16 protein-coding genes are annotated in these 19,156 nt (G+C 58.8%); 7 read left to right on the top strand and 9 right to left on the bottom strand.

The window, feature by feature from the left end:
• The first annotated feature begins 113 nt into the window (after positions 1-113).
• On the top strand, positions 114-1,040 hold the full coding sequence (locus O0882_RS25980) for an aldo/keto reductase (RefSeq protein WP_289952659.1): 927 nt from the start codon (positions 114-116) through the stop codon (positions 1,038-1,040).
• Between the two features lie 2 nt (positions 1,041-1,042).
• Here O0882_RS25980 and pssA read toward each other — a convergent pair whose 3' ends face one another.
• A complete protein-coding gene (pssA, locus tag O0882_RS25975) occupies positions 1,043-1,813 on the bottom strand; it encodes a CDP-diacylglycerol--serine O-phosphatidyltransferase (protein WP_289952685.1) in 771 nt (256 codons plus the stop codon).
• Positions 1,814-2,051: 238 nt separating this feature from the next.
• On the opposite strand from pssA, the gene O0882_RS25970 reads away from it, so the two are divergent.
• Positions 2,052-3,005, top strand: a complete 954-nt coding sequence (locus O0882_RS25970) for a CAP domain-containing protein (protein WP_354670294.1) — start codon at positions 2,052-2,054, stop codon at positions 3,003-3,005.
• Between the two features lie 93 nt (positions 3,006-3,098).
• Entirely contained in the window at positions 3,099-3,734 is a 636-nt protein-coding gene (locus O0882_RS25965; RefSeq protein WP_289952657.1) for an Hpt domain-containing protein, read from the top strand.
• A gap of 3 nt (positions 3,735-3,737) precedes the next feature.
• Here O0882_RS25965 and O0882_RS25960 read toward each other — a convergent pair whose 3' ends face one another.
• From O0882_RS25960 to rpmH, 8 genes are all read right to left on the bottom strand, one after another.
• Complete coding sequence (locus O0882_RS25960; RefSeq protein ID WP_289952655.1) at positions 3,738-3,938, bottom strand: hypothetical protein; 201 nt, start codon at positions 3,936-3,938, stop codon at positions 3,738-3,740.
• A 120-nt stretch (positions 3,939-4,058) separates the two neighbouring features.
• On the bottom strand, positions 4,059-4,628 hold the full coding sequence (locus O0882_RS25955; protein WP_289952654.1) for a hypothetical protein: 570 nt from the start codon (positions 4,626-4,628) through the stop codon (positions 4,059-4,061).
• Between the two features lie 243 nt (positions 4,629-4,871).
• On the bottom strand, positions 4,872-5,171 hold the full coding sequence (locus tag O0882_RS25950; RefSeq protein WP_289952652.1) for a hypothetical protein: 300 nt from the start codon (positions 5,169-5,171) through the stop codon (positions 4,872-4,874).
• A 10-nt stretch (positions 5,172-5,181) separates the two neighbouring features.
• Positions 5,182-6,561: a tRNA uridine-5-carboxymethylaminomethyl(34) synthesis GTPase MnmE gene (gene mnmE, locus O0882_RS25945; protein WP_289952651.1), complete on the bottom strand. Its 1,380-nt coding sequence runs from the start codon at positions 6,559-6,561 to the stop codon at positions 5,182-5,184.
• Positions 6,562-6,652: 91 nt separating this feature from the next.
• Positions 6,653-8,389 carry a membrane protein insertase YidC gene (gene yidC / locus O0882_RS25940; protein ID WP_289952649.1) on the bottom strand — a complete coding sequence of 579 codons (1,737 nt, stop codon included), beginning with the start codon at positions 8,387-8,389 and terminating at the stop codon, positions 6,653-6,655.
• An 11-nt stretch (positions 8,390-8,400) separates the two neighbouring features.
• Positions 8,401-8,661 carry a membrane protein insertion efficiency factor YidD gene (gene yidD / locus O0882_RS25935; RefSeq protein ID WP_010401993.1) on the bottom strand — a complete coding sequence of 87 codons (261 nt, stop codon included), beginning with the start codon at positions 8,659-8,661 and terminating at the stop codon, positions 8,401-8,403.
• A complete protein-coding gene (gene rnpA / locus O0882_RS25930; RefSeq protein ID WP_289952681.1) occupies positions 8,658-9,095 on the bottom strand; it encodes a ribonuclease P protein component in 438 nt (145 codons plus the stop codon). Before rnpA ends, yidD begins: the two co-directional genes overlap by 4 nt.
• A 23-nt stretch (positions 9,096-9,118) precedes the next feature.
• Positions 9,119-9,253: a 50S ribosomal protein L34 gene (rpmH, locus tag O0882_RS25925; protein ID WP_010401996.1), complete on the bottom strand. Its 135-nt coding sequence runs from the start codon at positions 9,251-9,253 to the stop codon at positions 9,119-9,121.
• A gap of 513 nt (positions 9,254-9,766) precedes the next feature.
• Here rpmH and dnaA point away from each other — a divergent pair.
• The 4 genes from dnaA (at position 9,767) to O0882_RS25905 (ending at position 18,985) form a co-directional block, all read left to right on the top strand.
• Positions 9,767-11,161: a chromosomal replication initiator protein DnaA gene (gene dnaA / locus O0882_RS25920; protein ID WP_034781304.1), complete on the top strand. Its 1,395-nt coding sequence runs from the start codon at positions 9,767-9,769 to the stop codon at positions 11,159-11,161.
• 149 nt (positions 11,162-11,310) lie between these two features.
• On the top strand, positions 11,311-12,417 hold the full coding sequence (gene dnaN / locus O0882_RS25915) for a DNA polymerase III subunit beta (protein WP_034754341.1): 1,107 nt from the start codon (positions 11,311-11,313) through the stop codon (positions 12,415-12,417).
• Between the two features lie 144 nt (positions 12,418-12,561).
• Positions 12,562-15,060: a DNA topoisomerase (ATP-hydrolyzing) subunit B gene (gyrB, locus tag O0882_RS25910; protein ID WP_289952647.1), complete on the top strand. Its 2,499-nt coding sequence runs from the start codon at positions 12,562-12,564 to the stop codon at positions 15,058-15,060.
• A gap of 67 nt (positions 15,061-15,127) precedes the next feature.
• Positions 15,128-18,985, top strand: a complete 3,858-nt coding sequence (locus O0882_RS25905; protein ID WP_289952646.1) for a DUF3427 domain-containing protein — start codon at positions 15,128-15,130, stop codon at positions 18,983-18,985.
• The last annotated feature ends 171 nt before the right edge of the window (positions 18,986-19,156 follow it).

Here is a 19,156-nt window from a genome sequence, read left to right as displayed (position 1 = left end):
TGCTGCGGGCATTTTTTTCGTCTGTCTCGCCGCCGCTTTCTCCACAGCACGCTGTAGCGTAGCTGGCTATAATCGTAGGGTATCCCCACACGCCACCATCAGAAAGCCAGCCCATGAGCCATGTATTTCCCGCCAGCCTGCAAGCACCACGCAGCCGTTTGAGTGCCAACGGCCCCGAACTGTCGCGCATCGTCGCCGGCATGTGGCGCATCGGCGAGTGGAATATGTCGGCGCAGCAACGCCTGGCCTTCATCGAGCAATGCCTGGCGCTGGGCGTATCGAGTTTCGACCATGCCGATATCTATGGCGATTACAGCGCCGAAGGGCTATTTGGCGAAGCGCTGGCCTTGCAGCCGGGCTTGCGCGACAAGATGGAGCTGGTCAGCAAATGCGGCATCAAGCTGCTCTCGCCGCACCGTCCCGGCCATGCCATCCAGCATTACGACACGAGCGCGGCGCACATCACCAGCTCCGTGGAACACAGTTTGCGCCAGTTGCAGACGGACCGCCTGGACTTGTTGCTGATCCACCGTCCCGACCCGCTGATGGATTTCGACGAGATTGCCGGCGCCTTCAGCCAATTGAAGCAAGATGGCAAGGTGCTGCATTTTGGCGTATCGAATTTCAGCCGCCACCAGTTCGAATGCCTGCACCGGCGTTTCCCGCTGGTGACGAACCAGGTGGAATTTTCGCCGCTGCACGTGGCGCCCCTGTTCGACGAAACCTTCGACGGCTTGCTAGACGTGGGAGTGGCGCCGATGATCTGGTCGCCGTTGGCGGGCGGGCGCCTGTTCCAGGGGGGCGATGCGAATGTGGAGAACTTGCGCAATGTCATCAAGCAGATCGCCGACCAGCTGCAGCGGCCGTTTGCCAGCGTGGTGTTTGCGTGGATCATGCAATTGCCTTGCCGTCCCCTGCCGCTGACGGGCACGGGCCGCATCGAAGCGGTGGGCGTGGCCGTGGAAGGCACGCAATTTTCGCTCAGCCGCAGCGACTGGTTCGCCATCCTGCGCGCCGCGCGCGGGCACGAGGTAGCCTGAGATTAATCGATCTCGTCCGGATCGTTGAACACTTGAGGTAACGCAATACCGCGCCAGCCCAGATACCACGCCAGGTTGAGCAGCAGGGTGGCGGCGATGTAGACGGCGAAGAACAGCGCAAAGAAACTGGTCTTCAGCCACACCAGCAGGGCGATGGCAAGGATCAGCACCAGCAGCGCGGCCAGGCTTTTCTTTTGCTTGGAGCTGGGGAAACGCAAGGTCGACACCATCAGGCTGCCCACGCCGACGAGCAGCAGCATCAGCAGATAGCTGTGCAGCATGGAATCGATGGGTGCCGGCCAGGCCACCACCACGGCCGCCACGCAGGCGGCGCCGGCCGTGATCGGCATGCCGACGAAATACAGGGGGTCGGTGCGCCCCACATTCACATTGAAGCGCGCCAGGCGCATGGCGCCGCAGGCGACGAAGAAGAAGCTGGCCATGCCGCCAAAGCGCAGCAGCAGGGGATCGTGCACGCCCATCTGCACAAAACCATAGCAGTACAACAAGACGGCGGGTGCACAGCCGAAATTCATCACGTCGGCGATGGAATCGAGCTGCACGCCGAACTGCGAACTGGTGTTCGTCAGGCGTGCCACATAGCCGTCGAGCGCATCGAACACGCCGGCCAGCACCAGCAGCGCCGCCGCCAGGCGGTAGGCATCCGCGTCGCCCACCGGGGCGTTATCGACGGAAATGACGATGCTGGCAAAGCCGCAGGCTATCGACAGCAAAGTCACCATGCTGGGCAAGGCGTATTTGGCGCGCTGCAGGCGCGACTTGGGCAAGGTGTTCAAATTATGGGCAATCAAAGTAGCGGGAATGAGGCAATGCAGCGGCAAACGCTGCGCTGCGCTCATTCTACCCTGCGCAGCGGCGGGAGCGTCCTCGCACGAGCGCACGACATATCTTTTCATGGATGCTCTACAGCAGATCAAAATGCCTTAGAATCGTTTCACCGGGCAGCACGCCGGCCCCCACCGCTGTCCGCCCACCTATACAGGAGTCAACTTGATTGTCTCGTCACTGCGTTGGAAACGCTGGATACCCGCCCTGCTGAGCGCAGCCCTGTTGAGCGCCTGTGGCGGAGGCAGCAGCGACAGCAGCAATGCCGCGCAAAGCACCTCGACCCCGGCCGGGCAGCTGGTACAGGAACCGGGCGCTCCCGCTCTCAGCAACAATATTGCCACCGATGGCTTCAACTGGTTCAACTACCGGCGCAGCCAGATCGGCCTGTCGCCACTGGCGCGCAACGGCTTGATCGACAGCGCGGCCCTGGGCCATTCCAGCTATCTGAACCTCAACAATACGGTGGCGCACGAACAGGTGCAGGGCAAGCCCGGCTTTACCGGCGTCACACTAGGCGAGCGCCTGGCCAAGGCCGGCTACGTCGTCACGTCGCTGCAGGGCGAAGTCATCGCCGGCGCGAGCAACACGTCCGGCTTTTACCTGGCCGAAGAACTGGTCACGGCCATCTATCACCGCTTCGTCATTTTCGAGCCGCTCTTCAAGGAAGGTGGCGCGGGCGCGGCTGTCAGTGGCGCCGGCTATGCGTATTTCACCACCGACCTGGCAAGCAACCGCAACTATGGCCCCGGGCTGGCGGCGGGACAGATCGTCACCTATCCCTTCAGCGGGCAGCAAAAAGTGGCCGTCAGTTTCTCCAGCGATAACGAATCGCCCGATCCCGTGCCGAACCAGGATGTGGTCGGCTACCCGATCAGCGTGCATGCCAATTACGGCACGCCCGTCAGCGTGACGGCGTTCAGCGTGCGCCAGCGCGGCGCCGGCACGGACCTGGCGGTGCGCCTGCTCACCAGCGGCAACGATGCGCATACGCCGGTCTCGGCCGCGTCCATCATTCCGCTGGCGCCCCTGAGCGGAAACACCAGCTATGACGTGAGTTTCATCGGCAAAGTCAATGGCGCGGACATCACGCACAGCTGGTCATTCAGCACGCGCTAGCGTGGCAAGCGGACGCGGCGTTGAGCACGACAGGATGTAAAATAGCACTTCCTGCTTTACGACAGTGACAAGTTTTGGGGCTCTCTGCACAGCATGCTGAAACCACACGCCACTTGCGATGATGATGCCGCCGTCGCGGCATCCGACATGGTCCGTATTCTCGACGTCGAGAACGGACTGGGCCGCATCATGGGCGACCGCATCCTGTACCTGAAAATCCTGCGCCGCTTCCTGCATGACCACGGCACCACGCCGTGCCAGATCCGCGCCGAATTCGATACTGGCAACTATGCTTCCGCGCGCCTGAAGGCGCATACCCTGAAAGGCGCCGCCGGCATGATCGGTGCACGCCACGTGCACGGCCTGGCGACAACCCTCGAGTCGGCGCTGCGTGCGCAGGCGCCCGACCTGGCCCAACAGATGCTGCAGCTGGAACTGGCGCAGGATCAATTGCTCGGCGCCGTCAGCAGCATGCTGGGCACGCCGGAGACCGCCCACACGGCGGCGCAAGACGTGGCGCCCGACCCGGCCGCACCGGCCATCCAGCTGCTGCTGGCGCGCCTGGCCAGCCATCTGCGCGAAGGCGATGGCGCGGCCATCGACATCCTGGAAAACTCGGCCAGCCTGCTGGCCGCCAGCCTGGGTGTGCACGTCTACCAGGAAGTGGCGGCCGCCGCCCATGAGTTCGACTTTGACGGCGCGCTGGCGGCGCTGCTGCGGCGGCGCTAACGCTCAGCTGCTGTACTGCGCCTCTTCCGCATACGCCACGCCACAACTCTTGCAACAGAAACGGCGCACGGCGTCGAGCGGCTTGTCGCAATACCAGCACGCGCCCTTCGGCGGCAAGGAGGCGATCAATTCCGGCATGGCAGGCAGTGGTCGCGCCACTACCTCATCCTCGCATTCCACGACATCCGGCTGTTTGCTGTCCATGGCGCTTCCTTTCCTAGCGGCACTTCAAGGCCGCTCAGCAAGATTACGTCATTAAAGTTGATGCGGTATGAGCATGCTCAATAGACCGCGCTCCCGTGGGATACATGGCAGCAAATGGCGCTATTCGCGGCGAGGCTGGGTTTGCACACTCGGCCCCACAAGATCGGCCCGTTCCATGCAGTAAGGCTCCCACTCTGTCTCCTGCCGCATGACGAAAGTCATATTGGCAAGACGCGCACCGTGCGCCTGGATGGCTTCCTTGCGCTGGGGTGTATTGACAAGCAAGGCCATCACTTGACCTACCTTGTTTTCATCCTCGGGGACCAGCTCGCCAAGGCCAGCTAGGCATTCACTGCTGCATATCGCCATCGAATGCGCATGTGACGATTCCCAGGGTGTGGTTGCCAGAGTAGCCGCCTGGTTGCTGATGGCAACATTTGCCATGCCCCGCAGAAGCCGGGCATCTCGCGAAAAATGCCGCAGCAGAAACAACTCGACATCATCGCGCACACCATCATCATTGCTATCAATACCGGCAAGCGTTTGTTTGCCAGCAGCACCAGGATCAGGCGGTAGCACAGTGTCGATCGTCAATTGCAGTGGGGCGGCAGCCAAAACCGCGATAGGAGAAACAAGCGCCAATGCGAAAAAAACAATAGCGGTGCTACGCGGGAATGAAGGATATGTCATAGGAACTCCTGGTTGGGAATTCCGACTATAAAACCGTCACACGGCAAGCTATTGCTGTTCCGCAATCAATATGAATTTGCTTGCGGATACAGAGCCGGCTGAAAACCACATCCAATAAATCACAGGCGAAATTCGCGCGTGGCGCTCGACAGTTGCACCTGCGCCAGGCGCAGCTCTTCGGCGAACAGATCGAGCGCCGGTCTTTTCGCCGTTCGAGGTGTATGCAAAAAACACCTCTGATACTTATTTCCGAAAGCTCCTGACCGCATCATTCGCATGCTCGTCGATGACTTTTTTGATCGCCGGCTGCCCCGCATACTTAGCAGCCAGGCGCTTCCACTGCCGTTGCGCAAGCCCGCACGATTGTTCGATGGCCTGCGTGATCTCGCGCTGGCGCGCCTTGTCGTTGTCATCCCACTCGCCGGCAAAGTGCTGGCACATCTCGGCGTTCTCGACGAACCGGGCCACGTCGCGCGGCAGTTTTTCCTGGGCGCCAGCCAGCATAGGCAGGCAGCCCAGCATGAAAGCGAGCACAAGCTTCATCAACCGCTCCTTACTTGCCGATGCAGAAACGGCTGAAGATCACGCCCAGCAGATCGTCAGGTGAAAATTCGCCCGTGATGCTCGACAGCTGCACCTGTGCCAGACGCAGCTCTTCGGCGAACAGGTCCAGCGACTGATCATCCTGCGCCGCGTGCGCGGCGGCGATGTCCAGGTGCTTGCCCGCCGACTTGAGCGCGATCAAATGGCGTTCGCGCGCCAGGTACAGCGATTCGCCCGTCTGCTGCCAGCCGGCGATGCGCAGCAGCTCGGCGCGCAGCAAATCGATGCCGATGTGCTCGTGCGCCGACAGATACACGTGCGTGGCGTCCGGCAAGGCATCCACGCCGGGCTTGTGGCCAGAGAGATCAATCTTGTTCCACACGCGCACCACGGGCACGCCTTCGGGGAAGGCGGCGACGATGCTTTCATCGGCCAGCGTGGGACCATGATCTGCGTCAAGCAAGTGCAGGATGACGTCGGCCTTGCCGATTTCGCCCCAGGTGCGTTCGATGCCGATGCGCTCGACGGCGTCGATGGTGTCGCCCGCGCTGCGGATGCCGGCCGTATCGATGATGTTAAGCGGAATGCCCTCGATCTGGATGGTTTCGCTGACCTTGTCGCGCGTGGTGCCGGCAATCGGCGTCACAATCGCCACGTCGGCGCCGGCCAGCGCGTTCAGCAGCGACGATTTGCCCACGTTGGGCTGGCCCGCCAGCACGACATTGAGGCCTTCGCGCAGCAGCGCGCCCTGCGCCGCCTGGGCAAACACTTTATTCAAGGCTTCGATGACGGCTTTTAATTGGCCGCGGGCGTTCGATTTTTCCAGGAAATCGATTTCCTCTTCCGGGAAATCCAGGGTCGCCTCGACCAGCATGCGTAAACCCGTCACCTGCTCCACCAGCGCGTGGATGGTGTTGGAGAACGCGCCCGACAGCGATTGCGAGGCGGACTTGGCGGCCGCCTCCGTGGACGCGTCGATCAGGTCGGCCACGGCCTCGGCTTGTGCCAGATCCAGCTTGTCATTCAAAAAGGCGCGGCGCGTGAATTCGCCCGGCTCGGCCAGGCGCAAGCCGTTGTCCTTGCCCGCCTCGAGCACGCGCGCCAGCAGCAGCTGCAACACGATAGGGCCGCCGTGACCCTGCAATTCCAGCACGTCTTCGCCCGTGTACGACTGCGGGCCCTTGAAGTGGATGGCGATGCCCTGGTCGATGATGCTGCCATCGGCTTCCGTGAACGGTAAATAGGTGGCGTGGCGCGGTTTGAGTTGCTGCGCGCCGAACAGGGCCGTCATCAGCGGTGCGAGGTTTTTGCCGGAGGCGCGTACCACGCCGATGCCGCCGCGCCCGGGAGCGGTGGCGATGGCGGCGATAGGGGAAGAGTCGAGTTTCATGGGGATATTGTAAGGGCTGGGGTCAGACCCGGCGGGTCTGACCCCCAAAAAAAAGCCCGCACTAGGCGGGCTTTCTGTTCGCTGGCCGGAATTACTTGGCGGCAGGCGCGTATTTCTTGGTGATCACCCATTGCTGGCCGATCGACAGGACGTTGTTGACGACCCAGTAGAGTACCAAGCCCGACGGGAAGAAGAAGAACATCACCGAGAATGCCAGTGGCATGAACAGCATCATCTTCGCTTGCATCGGATCGGCCGGGGCCGGGTTCAGCTTGGTCGTGATGTACATCGAGATCGCGTACAGCACCGGCAGGATGCACCATGGGTCATGCTGGGCCAGGTCGGTGATCCAGCCTATCCATGGCGCACCGCGGATTTCCACGGACGCGTTCAGCACCCAGTACAGGGCGATAAAGACGGGCATCTGGATCAGGATCGGCAGGCAGCCGCCCAGCGGATTGATCTTTTCCGTCTTGTACAGCTCCATCGTGGCCTGGTTCATCTTTTGCGGGTCGCCTTTGTAGCGCTCGCGGATCGCTTGCATCTTCGGCGTGACCAGTTTCATCTTGGCCATGCTGCGGTAGCCGGCGGCCGACAGGGGGAAGAACGCCAGCTTGATCAGGATCGTGAAGGCGATGATGGTCCAGCCCCAGTTGCCCAGCACGCTGTGGATGTGTTCCATGACCCAGAAGATCGGCTTGGCGATGATAGTCAGCCAGCCGTAATCCTTGACCAGTTCCAGGCCAGGCGATACCGATTCCAGCAGGTGCGCGATTTGCGGACCCGAGTACAGCTTGCTGTCCATGCTGGCCGTGGCGCCTGGCGCCAGGGTAGGCAATGGCAGCACGTTGCCGATGGCGTACAGATTGGGGCCGACCTTCTTGGTGAAGATGTCGCGCTTGGCGTTTTCAGGCGGAACAAAGGCGGAAACGAAGAAATGTTGCGAAATCGCAAACCAGCCGCCATTCGCCGTGGCCGGATGCAGGCCCTTCATGGCGTTGTCGTTGCCCTTCTTCTCGTCTTCCAGTGCCGCTTTTTCGATTTTCTCGAACGTCAGCTTCTGGTACTTGTCTTGCGGCGTGTACAGGGTCGGACCCGTGAAGCTGCTGTTGAAGAACGAGTCGCCGACCGGCTTGTTGCCATCATGCGTCAGTTGCAGATACAGCTGTGGCGTGACAGGCGCCGCGCCCACGTTGGCCACGTCGTGGCGCACGTCGATGACGTAGTCGCCGCGCTTGAACGTAAACGTCTTGGTCAGCTTGACGCCGCCTTCGACCGCTTCCATCACCAGTTGCACTTGCTTGCCGTCACCGATGGTGCGCACGCCAGGCTGCACGGTGAAACCGCTCGCATGGGTAGGGAACGGACCGCCGACCAGGCCCGATTGCGCCAGGTAGGTGTGGTTCGCACCTTCGTCGAACAGCACTTCGTTTTGCTTGCCTTCGTCAGGCTGGCACCATTTGAACAGGCCGAAGCAGCCGCCAAACCAGCCCGGATTGCCCGCGCCCTTGAATTTCAGCAATTCCAGACGCTTGACCTGGCCGCCCAGGGTGTCGATGTCGACCTTGATGACGTCGGTGGTGATGGTAATCACTTCGCGCTTGAACGCGGCGGGATCGACAGCCTCACCCGGCAGGGCAGGCACGCCTGCCGCAGCCGAGGCAGCCAGGGCAGCCGTCTTGGCAGGGGTCGCAGGCGCCTTGGCGGTTTGTTCCGTGTTCGCGGAGAACATCGACGGCTTGCCGTTCGAGATCATCCATTCGTTCCAGAGAATTACCAGCGAGACGGAAAACACGATCCACAGGATGGTACGTTTATTGATATCCATTAGGGTATTTGTCAGGAGTGGTTGCAACCGCAAGCGGTCGTTGAAGATTGTTTGCAATCGGCCGGCGGCACCGGGTCGACGCCCCCTTCATTCCAGGGGTGGCAACGGCACAGCCGCTTGGCAGCCAGCAGGCTGCCCTTGGCAGTACCGTGCACGCGCAGCGCTTCCATCGCGTAATGCGAACAACTCGGATAGAAACGGCAATTCTGTCCCAGCATGGGGCTGATCAGCAACTGATAAGCGCGCAGCAGGAACAGCAGCAGGGTTTTCATGGCGCGGACGGTGGTGGCGCAGCAACAGAGCGGGCCTGGGCGGCGATTTGCGCCGCGAACAGGTGGCCCAATTCTTCACGCAGCTCGGCTTTGAGCTGGGTCGTGGTGGCCGGGCCATCCTTGCTGTTGACGGCGCGCGATAAACGCACCACGCAGTCGACCGGCGGCATCGCGCTGTTGCGAAACAGCTCGCGCGTGACGCGCTTGATCGTGTTGCGGGTCGCCGCGCGTGGCGCGAAACGCTTCGCCACAACGACGCCCAGCCGCGCATGCGGCAATTGATTGTGTCGGGTGTACAGCACAAAATGCGCTGTTTTTTGCGAAGGGCGCAAACGAAAAACGGATGAAAATTCATCCGTTTTAACGATACGCCGAACGCGCGCGAAGTCGTGTGAACCTTCGCGTTGATTGCCGACTGGAGTACAGCTAGCCACGCGATCAGCTGTCAACGACAAGCCTATACGGCCAGACGTTTGCGGCCCTTTGCGCGACGTGCGTTGAGCACATCACGGCCACCACGGGTAGCCATACGAGCGCGGAAGCCGTGCGTACGCTTGCGGCGAACGACGGAAGGTTGGTAAGTACGTTTCATGTTGGTCTCGCTAAAAACAAAAAAAATGCAAAATCGGGTCTGACGTCCCGTCAGTTTTTGGTGCCAATGACAATCGCGCACTTATGCCAAGGCACAAGCTGGCCAATCTCATCGCCCGCTTAATCCACGCTTAGTCCATATTGTCGTTCCAAATGAATAAACACGGAATACGGGCGGGGAACCCTGAATTATTCAGCATATGCCCCCCTCTTGTCAAGGATTGCCGTGATCGCCCGGAAATTTTCGCGCCGGCCCCCATCCGCCGGCAAGCCCCCGCCACAGGCCGCGCCAGCACGGCCTGCATCGGGATAACCGGGGGATAAGTCGCCTCTTATACACACGGCGCCCCACCCCGCCACAGAAAAATAACAGCTGTGCCTGTGGATAACTTTGGCAGTCGGGAGTAGAATAGCGCGTTACGTGTGGCGAGCCCTCGCGCGACGCCGGCCTTGCAACACGGTGAACGCAGGGCAGAATCGATACGCCCTCCCACACCTTTTCACATAGACATACATGGATAATTTCTGGCAGGCCTGTTCCGCGCAGTTGGAACTGGAGCTGACACCGCAACAATTCAGTGCGTGGATCAAACCGCTTATCCCTCTCGATTACGAAGAGGGCAAGCTGCGCATTGCTGCGCCCAATCGCTTCAAGCTCGATTGGGTCAAGACCCAGTTCGCCAGCCGCATCACTGCCCTGGCCATACAGTACTTCGAAGCGCCCACGGAAGTGCAGTTCGTGCTCGACCCGCGCCTGGCCCTGCCGAAGAAGCCCGTCACCGCCAGCACCCCGGCCAGCGATCCGAATGGCGGCGCGCCCAGCGCGCGCGCCGCGGAGCCGCAGCCCAGCGTGCCGGAACTGAGCATCGGCGCGGCGCCGCGCCGCGAGCAGAGCCGCATCAACACCGACCTGACTTTCGACAGCTTCGTGACGGGTAAGGCCAACCAGCTGGCGCGCGCCGCCGCCATCCAGGTGGCGAACAATCCGGGCGTGTCATATAACCCGCTGTTCTTCTACGGCGGCGTCGGCCTGGGTAAAACCCACTTGATCCACGCCATCGGCAACCAGGTGATGGCCGACAATCCGGGCGCGAAGATCCGCTACATCCACGCAGAACAGTATGTTCGCGACGTAGTGACCGCTTACCAGCGCAAGGGTTTCGACGACTTCAAGCATTACTATCACTCGCTCGACATGCTGCTGATCGATGATATCCAGTTCTTTGGCGGCAAGAGCCGCACGCAGGAAGAGTTTTTCTATGCGTTCGAGGCATTAATTGCTGCAAAGAAACAGATCATCATCACCTCGGATACCTATCCGAAGGAAATCACGGGCATGGACGACCGCCTGATTTCGCGCTTCGACTCGGGCCTGACGGTGGCCATCGAACCGCCGGAACTGGAAATGCGCGTGGCGATTCTGCTGAAAAAAGCCAAGCAGGAAGGCGTGACCTTCTCCGACGACGTGGCCTTCTTTGTCGCCAAGCACTTGCGCTCGAACGTGCGCGAGCTCGAAGGCGCGCTGCGCAAAATTCTGGCGTACTCGCGTTTCCATGGCAAGGACATCACGATCGATATCGTCAAGGAAGCCCTGAAGGACTTGCTGTCGGTGCAGAACCGCCAGATTTCCGTGGAAAACATTCAGAAAACGGTGGCCGACTTCTTCAATATCAAGGTGGCCGACATGTATTCGAAGCGCCGGCCCGCGAATATCGCCCGGCCGCGCCAGATCGCCATGTACCTGGCCAAGGAATTGACACAGAAGAGCCTGCCGGAAATCGGCGAGCTGTTCGGCGGCCGCGACCACACCACGGTGCTGCATGCCGTGCGCAAGATCGCGCTGGACCGCACCAAGAACCCGGAATGCAACCACGAATTGCATGTGCTGGAGCAAACGTTGAAGGGCTAAGCACCATTTGGCAAGACTGGCTCAAAACGTGCTTTACCCTTATCATCTGGGAGGGCACCGCAGCCGGTCTGTCGGGGCTCCCTATGGCAACAATTGTTAAATTAATACGTTAAACATCGTACTGTTCAACCTATACATTGAGGATAAATATGCAATTGGTCAAAACCACCCGAGATACCCTTCTCCGGCCACTGCAGATCGTGAGCGGTATTGTCGAGCGTCGGCACACTATGCCGATTCTGGCCAATATCCTCATCCGCAAAGACGGTGAAAATGTCTCCTTCCTGTCGACCGACACCGAAGTGCAGATCACCACGCACGCGGAAATCGGTTCCGGTGCGGACGTGACCGGCACCACCGTGGCCGCGCGCAAGCTGCTGGACATTTTGCGCGCCCTGCCCGAATCGGGCGACGTCACGATGACCCTGCTGAACAAGCGCCTGACCGTGCAAACGGGCAAGTCGCGCTTCGCCCTGCAAACCCTGGCGGCGGAAGAGTTTCCTACCGTGCAACAGGCGGAAAGCTACAACGCGTCCGTCACCCTGCCGCAAAAGACGCTGAAGCACCTGTTCAATATGGTGCATTTCTCGATGGCGCAGCAAGACATCCGCTACTACCTGAACGGCTTGCTGCTGGTTCTAGATGGCAATAATGTCATCGCCGTGGCCACCGATGGCCACCGCCTGGCGTTTTGCCAGGTCGCCACCGAGCAGACGTTTGCGCGCCAGGAAGTGATTATTCCGCGCAAGACCATCATCGAACTGCAGCGCCTGCTGGAAGAGAACGATGAACCGGTGCAGCTGGACATCGCCGCCAACCAGGTGAAACTGACCTTTGCCGACATCGAGCTGATCTCGAAGCTGGTGGAAGGCAAGTTCCCCGACTACACGCGCGTGATTCCAAAAGGCTACAAAAACGACTTCACCATCGGCCGCGATGAACTGCTGCGCTCGCTGCAACGCGCCGCCATCATGACCAGCGACAAGTTCAAGGGCGTGCGCTGCATCATCACCCCGGGCAGCATGAAGATCAGCTCGACCAATGCGGACCAGGAAGAAGCCGTCGAAGAGCTGGAAATCGACTACGGCGGCGATTCCGTCGACATCGGCTTCAACGTGACGTATCTGCTGGACGTGCTGAACAACCTGAAATGCGAATACGTCAACATCGCGCTCGGTGATTCGAACTCGTCCGCACTCATCTCCATCCCGGACAATGCGGACTTCAAGTACGTTGTCATGCCGATGCGCATATAAAAAAAGGGGTCGGACCCTTTGGGTCCGACCCCGGCAGTTGCTGTTGGGGTTAAAGCAATCACGCAACCCAAACCCCAATGAGAAGCTGGGGTCAGACCCAGAGGGTCTGACCCCTACCGCAATAGTTAATTGAGAAAGCAGTCCATGTCCGAGAATCCACAAGACACCCCGATCCAGGCCAAAACGGAAGAATACGGCGCCTCCTCCATCCAGATCCTGGAAGGCCTGGAAGCCGTACGCAAACGCCCGGGCATGTACATTGGCGACACCTCGGACGGCACCGGCTTGCACCACTTGGTATTCGAAGTGCTGGACAACTCCATCGATGAATCGCTGGCCGGCCACTGCACGGACATCCACGTCACCATCCACAGCGACAATTCGATCTCGATCACCGACAATGGCCGCGGCGTGCCGACCGGCCTGAAAATGGACGACAAGCACGATCCGAAGCGTTCGGCGGCGGAAATCGTCATGACCGAGCTGCACGCGGGCGGCAAGTTCGACCAGAACTCGTACAAGGTATCGGGCGGTTTGCACGGCGTGGGCGTGTCCTGCGTCAATGGCCTGTCGAAATTGCTGAAACTGACCATCCGCCGCGATGGCAAAGTGCATCACATGGAATTCGTGCGCGGCGTGCCGCAAGACCGCCAGATCGTCATGGTGGGCGACATCGCCACCTCGCCGATCAAGGTCATCGGCGACACGGACAAGCGCGGCACCGACGTGCATTTCTGGGCCGATGAAGAAATTTTCACGCACGTGGAATTCCACTACGAAATCCTGGCCAAGCGCATCCGCGAACTGTCCTTCCTGAACAATGGCGTCAAGATCAAATTGTCCGACCAGCGCACGGGCAAGGAAGAAATCTTCGCCTTCGAAGGCGGCACGCGCGGCTTCGTCGAGTACATCAACAAGGCCAAGTCGGTCTTGCACCCGACCATTTTCCAGGCCACGGGCGAGCGCCTGTCGGACCAGGGCACGAACATCTCGGTCGACGTGTCGATGCAGTGGAACGATGCCTACAACGAACAGGTGCTGTGCTTTACGAATAACATCCCGCAACGCGACGGCGGCACCCACCTGACGGGCTTGCGCGCGGCCATGACGCGCGTGATCAACAAATACATCGATGAACACGAGTTCGCCAAAAAGGCGAAAGTGGAAATCAGCGGCGACGACATGCGCGAAGGCCTGACCTGCGTGCTGTCCGTGAAAGTGCCGGAACCGAAATTCTCGTCGCAGACGAAAGACAAGCTGGTGTCGTCCGAAGTGCGCGGCCCGGTCGAAGAGATCGTCGCCAAGACCCTGGCAGATTACCTGCAAGAAAAACCGAACGACGCCAAGATCATTTGCGGCAAGATCGTCGAAGCGGCACGCGCCCGCGAAGCGGCCCGCAAGGCCCGCGACTTGACGCGCCGCAAAGGCATCATGGACGGCCTGGGCCTGTCGGCCAAGCTGGCCGACTGCCAGGAAAAAGACCCCGCCCTGTGCGAACTGTACATCGTCGAGGGTGACTCGGCAGGTGGCTCGGCAAAACAGGGGCGCGACCGCAAATTCCAGGCGATTCTGCCGCTGCGCGGTAAAGTCTTGAACGTGGAAAAAGCCCGTTTCGAGAAAATGCTGTCGTCCGAGCAGATCACCACCCTGATCGCCACCCTCGGCACCTCGATCGGACCGGACGAATTCAACGTCGAAAAGCTGCGCTACCACCGCATCATCATCATGACCGACGCGGACGTCGACGGCGCCCACATCCGTACCCTGCTGCTGACCCTGTTCTACCGCCAGATGCCGCAACTGGTCGAGCGCGGCCACATCTACATCGCGCAACCGCCGCTGTACAAAGTGAAATCGGGCCGCGACGAGCGCTATCTGAAAGATGACGCCGAAGAGGCCAGCTACATGATGACGGTGGCGCTGAACACGGCCGTGCTGGTGCCGCGCACAGGCGCGGAAGGCATTTCCGGCGAAACGCTGACGGAACTGGTGCGCAAGTTCAACCTGTCGAACACCATCATGACGCGTCTGACGCGCGTCATCGACCGCGCCGCCCTGACGGCCATCATGACGGGCGTGCAGCTGGACCTGTCGACGCTGGACCTGGCGGAAACCTCCGCCCTGGCCCTGCAGACTGCCATCAACGACAGCGCCGTGCGCGTGCACGTGCGTTCCGACGACTTGTCGGAAAAACACATGCTGCGCATCGAGCGCATGCACCACGGCAACATCAAAGTGACGGCCATCGACGCCGACTTCGTACAAGGCCCCGACTACGCCGTGCTGAGCAGCGGCGCCGCCACCTTCGAAGGCCTGATCGGCGAAGGCGCCTTCGTGCGCCGCGGCGAAGGCGAGCGCATGAAGGAAATCGCCGTGGTCGACTTCCACCAGGCCATGCAATGGCTGCGCGACGAAGCCGAACGCACCGTCTCGAAACAGCGCTACAAAGGTCTGGGCGAAATGAACCCGGATCAGCTGTGGGAAACCACGATGGACCCAACCGTACGCCGCTTGTTGAAAGTGCAGATCGAAGACGCCATTGCGGCGGATCAAATCTTCACAACGCTGATGGGCGACGACGTGGAACCACGCAGGGCATTTATTGAGAATAATGCGCTGCGGGCGGGCAATATCGACGTTTAATCGGTATTGTTGATAGAGGAGGGCGACACAATGTGTCGCCTTTTTTTTGATCAGATTGAACAGCACCATGACATCTACCCTGAACTACTACAATCAAAACGCGACGACTTTCTTTACTAATACGATTAGCGTCGATATGTCGGTATTACATGACCGATTTTTGTCTGCGGTGAGCGCTGGTGGAAACGTTTTGGATGCCGGTTGTGGCTCGGGGCGAGATAGCAAGGTATTTTTGGACAGAGGCTATCGCGTTACCGCTTTCGATGCCTCACATGAGCTTGCGCGTTTAGCAGAAGAACACACTGGCATTCAGGTTCAGGTGCGTAGTTTTATCGATGTCAAAGAGCAAGCGTGCTATGACGGCATTTGGGCCTGCGCCAGCTTGCTGCATGTTGAAAAAGCAGAATTGCCAGCTGCGCTTGCCTGTCTGTGGAATGCACTGAAACCCGGCGGTGTGTTTTATCTCAGTTTTAAAATAGGCACGGGAGAACGTGTTCAAGATGGGCGTCACTTTACTGATCTCGAAGAGCAGCAGTTGCGTACATGGTTTACCGCCTTGCCCGAGGTGGACACCATGGCTTGCTGGCAGTCAATAGACCAACGTCCAGGCCGTACAGAGCAATGGCTAAACGCGCTCGTGCGCCGTGCAGTCGCATCACAAAATCATCTGATTACGGGTGGCAGTGATCCGTTTTTGCCGCACCTGAGCAGTTCCATTAATCAAGCATCCGAGGTCGATTTAGCTGTTGCTTTCGTTAAGACAACAGGACTGCGCTTGCTGCTGCCAGACCTGCAAAGCGCACTCAAAGGTGACAAGGAATTGAATCGCCAGCCGGCGCGCGTACGGGTACTGACGAGCGACTATTTAGATGTGACAGATACCGAGGCCTTGCGCTTGTTGATGCTGCTGCAGGCCCAGGGGGCGCAGGTCAAAGTGTACCAATCGGCTGGCAGCAGTTTTCACCTCAAAGCCTATCTGTTCGCTCAACTCAATGACCAGAGTGTTCTAAGCGGCACGGCATTTATTGGTTCCAGCAATATCAGCAGGCAAGCGCTAACGAATGGCTTGGAATGGAACTATCGCATTGATTATCCGGGCGACAATGGCTATCTTGAAGCACGCTCCAGATTCGAAGAGTTGTTCGTTCATCCTCGCTGCGTCCCCCTAACGGATGAGTGGATCGCACAGTATGATGCCCGCCGCGTTCCCTTGCCGATGGCTGTAGCTCCAGGCAGCCTGGAACAAGATGCGCCCCCCGTTCCAACTACCGTCCAAATTGAAGCCTTGTTTGCTCTGAGAGCGACACGCGATGAAGGGTTTCGACGCGGTTTAGTCGTGCTGGCAACCGGCCTTGGAAAAACATGGCTTGCCGCCTTCGATGCCAAACAGCTCGGAGCGCGACGGGTGTTGTTTGTCGCTCACAGGGAGGAGATTTTGAATCAAGCCGCCGAAACCTTCCTACGCATTCGACCCGATGCACGCGTCGGCTTTTACGCTGGTCAAACCAGAGACAGCGAGGCCGATATCTTATGCGCTTCGATCCAAACGTTGGGGAAAGAAGCCCATTTGGAGCGATACTCGCCAGAGCATTTCGACTATATCGTCGTTGACGAATTCCATCATGCGGCCGCTCCCACCTATCGACGCTTACTGGCCTATTTCTCACCACGTTTTCTGCTGGGTTTAACGGCGACGCCGGATCGTTCAGACCAGTCCGATATCTTGTCGCTATGCGATGACAATCTGGTGTTCACGCGGGGGCTATTTGCCGGTATCCAAGCCAAGCTCTTGGTACCGTTTCACTATTATGGCATCTTCGACAGTTCCGTCGATTACACCGAGATACCTTGGCGCAGCGGGCGCTTCGTTCTTGAGCAACTGAGCAATAAATTAGCGACGCTGGCTCGTGCTAAGCATGCGCTGACGGAGTGGCAGCGCCATAAGCAGCAACGCACGCTGGCATTTTGTGTCTCGGTCACGCATGCCGAATTTATGACCACCCAATTTTCCAAAGCGGGTATCGCTTGTGCTGCCGTGTATGCCGGTTCGCCGCTGAGTCGTGCCGATGCGCTAGAGCGCCTGCGTGACGGACGGCTCGCAGTGATCTTCTCTGTTGATCTGTTTAACGAAGGCGTGGATTTGCCGGCCATCGATACGGTCATGATGCTGCGCCCTACCGAGTCCAAAATCCTATTTCTCCAGCAATTGGGCCGAGGCTTGCGCAAAAGCGAAGGCAAGGAACGCTTGGTTATTTTGGACTTTATCGGCAATCACAAAAGCTTTCTGCACAAACCCGTGGCCTTGTTTGAGATCGACGCCAGCTATAAAAAATTAGCGGATTTCGCACGCAAGGCAGAGGCGAATCAGCTTGATCTACCCGAGGGATGCTTCGTCAACTACGATTTGAAATTGATCGAATTTCTCAAGTCGTTGGACAGCGAAGGAACGAAAAACGAGTACATCGCCTTGCGCGATAGCTTAGGCCGGCGCCCGACCTTGGCCGAGTTTTACCGGGCTGGCGCCAGCATGCCAGCGATGCGCAAGGAGTACGGTGATTGGTACGCCCTCGTCCAGGCAATGGATGACCTTGACGCAAACGAGCAAGTCATCGCGGCCAAGCATCGCAGTTTCTTGCGCGAACTGGAAATAACCTCGATGAACAAGAGCTTCAAGATGGTATTACTTGAGGCATTACAGGAAATGGATGGTTGGCATACGCCACCAACAGCAGCCGCACTGGCTGAGCGCTCATGGCAAGTGCTGCAACGGCGACGCGCGCTTCTGGCAGATCTTCCGCAGTCACTGCGCGTAGGAAATGGTCAAAGCGAAGCATGGCTGCGCTACTGGTCCAGCAATCCTATCAACGCTTGGATAGGCGGCAATAGCACTGGTAAGAATAGTGATTTCCGGATGAAAGATGGGCGATTTGAAGCCGTCTTTAAGCTTCATGACGGCCATCAGGAGAACTTCGAACTGATGGTGCAAGAAATTATTGACTACCGCTTGGCCACCTATGAAATCCGTCGCATCCAAGCAGATTTAACAAGTAATGTGATTCCGTTTGTTCGCAGCGAAAAGGCGAACAATCTGACGGCACTGCCATATTTCCCAAATTTAAAGATCGCTTGCGGCCACTTTAAGACCGGGACTGTGGATGCGGAGGAGTACCGCAATCTGCCTACCAGCTACGGAAATATCGATCCGCATCGACACTTTATAGCCCGAGCATCGGGCAATTCCATGAACGGTGGAAAACACCCGATTCAAGATGGCGACTACCTGCTACTGGAACATATTACGCCCACCAATGCGGGCTCGATTACTGGTTCGGTGATGGCAATCGAGCGTCAAGATGAGTCTGGCGATGGCTTCCAGTATTTGCTGCGCCATATCGTCAAAACACCTGACGGCGACTATGTGCTGCGGGCAACGAATACAGACTATCCAGACATGGATGCCACCGAGGATATGCACACCTTGGCGCGTTTCAAAGCCATTGTCAGTCCGCTCGATTTGGCCGTCGGACAGGCATTCAAGCGCGAGGATATTGCGCCGTTATTTGGCGAAACCTATAGCATCGGCAATTGGAATGTCGGGCATGTGACGCTGGCCAGCAAGAACGCAATGGTGTTGCTGGTAACGCTGAATAAGCAAGGCAAGGCCGCAGATCATCGGTACGTCGATCATTGGGTCGATGACCGTACCTTTCATTGGCAAAGCCAAAATTCCACAACACCGAGCAATAAAAGAGGACGGGACATTATCGAGCACGAGCAAAAAGGGCTCACAATCCATCTGTTTGTGCGTGAATCTAAGCTACACAACGGCAAAGGTGCGCCCTTCGTTTATCATGGAGCGGTACGCTACGTGAGCCACACAGGCAGCAGTCCGATGAGTGTCGTATTTAGCTTGGCTACGCTATAAGCATCTGATCTATCGCAGCGTGAACGCTAGTGATGGCGCTATCAAGCCGCCTTCGGCCACAGCACTTCCCCAAAGGTTTGCAACACTTGTTCCAACTTGCAGTCCAACATCGCGTCAAGACGCCGATGATGCTGGCGGCGATATCCTGATTAGTCTTGCTGTGCCAGACGG

This window comes from Janthinobacterium sp. SUN073 (assembly GCF_030397665.1).
Classification (GTDB): domain Bacteria; phylum Pseudomonadota; class Gammaproteobacteria; order Burkholderiales; family Burkholderiaceae_D; genus Janthinobacterium.
This window is presented reverse-complemented; position numbering and strand designations above follow the sequence as displayed.

Bases quoted from the DNA above. Each gene is read 5' to 3' on its own strand.
- O0882_RS25965 (WP_289952657.1), top strand. From the start codon at position 3,099: ATGCTGAAACCACACGCCACTTGCGATGATGATGCCGCCGTCGCGGCA.
- yidC (WP_289952649.1), bottom strand. From the start codon at position 8,389: ATGGATATCAATAAACGTACCATCCTGTGGATCGTGTTTTCCGTCTCG.
- yidD (WP_010401993.1), bottom strand. From the start codon at position 8,661: ATGAAAACCCTGCTGCTGTTCCTGCTGCGCGCTTATCAGTTGCTGATC.
- mnmE (WP_289952651.1), bottom strand. From the start codon at position 6,561: ATGAAACTCGACTCTTCCCCTATCGCCGCCATCGCCACCGCTCCCGGG.
- O0882_RS25950 (WP_289952652.1), bottom strand. From the start codon at position 5,171: ATGAAGCTTGTGCTCGCTTTCATGCTGGGCTGCCTGCCTATGCTGGCT.
- O0882_RS25955 (WP_289952654.1), bottom strand. From the start codon at position 4,628: ATGACATATCCTTCATTCCCGCGTAGCACCGCTATTGTTTTTTTCGCA.
- O0882_RS25905 (WP_289952646.1), top strand. From the start codon at position 15,128: ATGACATCTACCCTGAACTACTACAATCAAAACGCGACGACTTTCTTT.
- O0882_RS25980 (WP_289952659.1), top strand. From the start codon at position 114: ATGAGCCATGTATTTCCCGCCAGCCTGCAAGCACCACGCAGCCGTTTG.
- dnaA (WP_034781304.1), top strand. From the start codon at position 9,767: ATGGATAATTTCTGGCAGGCCTGTTCCGCGCAGTTGGAACTGGAGCTG.
- rpmH (WP_010401996.1), bottom strand. From the start codon at position 9,253: ATGAAACGTACTTACCAACCTTCCGTCGTTCGCCGCAAGCGTACGCAC.
- O0882_RS25960 (WP_289952655.1), bottom strand. From the start codon at position 3,938: ATGGACAGCAAACAGCCGGATGTCGTGGAATGCGAGGATGAGGTAGTG.
- gyrB (WP_289952647.1), top strand. From the start codon at position 12,562: ATGTCCGAGAATCCACAAGACACCCCGATCCAGGCCAAAACGGAAGAA.
- dnaN (WP_034754341.1), top strand. From the start codon at position 11,311: ATGCAATTGGTCAAAACCACCCGAGATACCCTTCTCCGGCCACTGCAG.